This is a genomic window from Catenulispora pinistramenti, assembly GCF_018274385.1.
Taxonomy (GTDB): Bacteria; Actinomycetota; Actinomycetes; order Streptomycetales; family Catenulisporaceae; genus Catenulispora; species Catenulispora pinistramenti.
Genome location: NZ_JAAFYZ010000580.1, coordinates 1 through 458, shown reverse-complemented (window position 1 = coordinate 458; position 458 = coordinate 1). Strand labels below are relative to the sequence as shown.

The 458-nt window shown below is 77.5% G+C and carries 1 protein-coding gene; it reads left to right on the top strand.

Going from position 1 to position 458, the window contains the following annotated elements; all coding sequences use genetic code 11:
• A partial coding sequence (locus KGQ19_RS48875; protein WP_212022509.1) for a UDP-N-acetylglucosamine 2-epimerase occupies positions 1–458 on the top strand: 458 nt, incomplete at both ends.

Here is a 458-nt window from a genome sequence, read left to right as displayed (position 1 = left end):
CCCGCGACCGCCTCACCGCCGCCGGCCTGCTCGACACGCTGACGGACGCGGGCATCGACCTGGTCGCCCCACTCCCCTACCGCGAGATGCTGACCGCGCTGGCCGCCACGCGCGTGGTGGTGACGGACTCCGGCGGCCTGCAGGAGGAGGCGGCGTGGTTCGGCGTGCCGGTGGTGGTGCTGCGGCGCTCCACCCCGCGCTGGGAGGGCGTCGCCGCCGGCTCGTCGGAGCTGGTCGGGCTGGACGGGGATGCCGCGCTGGCGGCGGTCGCGCGGTTCGGGCGGGTGGCGGAGTTGAAGCGGGTGGATGCGTTGGAGTGCCCGTATGGGGACGGGTTCGCGTCCGCGCGGGTGGCGGATGCGGTCGAGGAGGCTAAGGCCGCCGGGCTGCTGCGGTTCCGGGAGCCGGACTTCGTGGGGCGTGCGGTGCCGGGGGCGGCGGGGGCGCCGGGCGTGCCG